2 protein-coding genes and 1 tRNA gene are annotated in these 1028 nt (G+C 64.0%); 1 reads left to right on the top strand and 2 read right to left on the bottom strand.

Annotated features, from left to right (window positions below):
• A partial coding sequence (locus QF777_11915; protein ID MDP6912246.1) for an SBBP repeat-containing protein occupies nucleotides 1-220 on the bottom strand: 220 nt, incomplete at its 3' end.
• 288 nt (nucleotides 221-508) lie between these two features.
• Between QF777_11915 and QF777_11910 the strand changes: the two genes are divergently transcribed.
• Nucleotides 509-592, top strand: a tRNA-Pro gene (locus QF777_11910).
• 157 nt (nucleotides 593-749) lie between these two features.
• Here QF777_11910 and QF777_11905 read toward each other — a convergent pair.
• On the bottom strand, nucleotides 750-1028 hold a 279-nt coding region (locus QF777_11905; protein MDP6912245.1), incomplete at its 5' end, for a hypothetical protein.

Here is a 1028-nt window from a genome sequence, read left to right as displayed (position 1 = left end):
TGCCCGCACCCGGGTCGAAGTCGGCCGTGCCATAGAATCTTCCGGTGGTGTACACGTTGCCCGACGAGTCGACCACCACCGAATGGCCCTGATCGTTGCTGCCGCTGCCGCCGAACACGGCGACCGCTCCGTCATCCGACGACCACGCACCAGCAGGCGAAGCCGGCATCCACAGCAGCGTCGACGCGACCAGCGCTGCTGTTACGACAACCCGTCGCACACGCGCCGCTACAACGGGTTGCCGCACAAGACCAACTTTCACACCCCGGAGGTTACGGAAACCGTTAGGGGTACGCACAGATGAGCGGTGGCAGACGGTGGGCTGGTTGGGTGGGCGGGATTTCTACCCTCTACTTCTTCTTCTCGACCCATAGCCAGCCGCGCAGGAAGCCACGAGGCTGACACCCCCTGACATTCTCAGGCCGCGTACAGGCCGCGAGACGTCGCGAAACAACGCGAACCAGCGCGAACCAGTGATCAACTAGAAAGGCAGGCCAGAGGCGGTTTCCGGGTGTTTGCGCAGGTCAGCGGTTTGGGGTGCATCGATCTGGGGGATCGAAGGTCGGGAGTTCAAATCTCCCCAGCCCGACCAAAAAATCCGCAGGTCAGGACCGGTCCTTAGGGGCCGGTCCTCCAGGTTTTGTCCTCAGAAACACGTTTGGGTAGTCGAGTGCTGAGGACGAGCGCAGCGCTGATTGCGCCGTAGGTGGCGAAACCAATTGCTGTGGCGTGAGCGATCCATCGATTGCTCAGTCGCCGATGGCGGCGGTAAACCAGGACTCAGCGATGCCGCGATGGCGTGCGAGCATCTCGTCAACGCCGGTAGCGGTGAGCTGACTGTTCTCGACTAGCGGGTGTCCGTGCACAATCGTGTGCCGGGCGGCGACCGGACCGCACCGCAGTAAGGCCTCGACCGGATCAGACAGGGCGCCGGCGAAGGCGATGCCCTCTAGGGGCCAGACCACGAGATCACCTGCTGTCCCCGGCGTGAGCCGGCCGATGTCATCGCGGCCCAGGCACGCCGCCCC

Source organism: Acidimicrobiales bacterium, assembly GCA_030747595.1.
Taxonomy (GTDB): domain Bacteria; phylum Actinomycetota; class Acidimicrobiia; order Acidimicrobiales; family MedAcidi-G1; genus UBA9410.
This window is presented reverse-complemented; position numbering and strand designations above follow the sequence as displayed.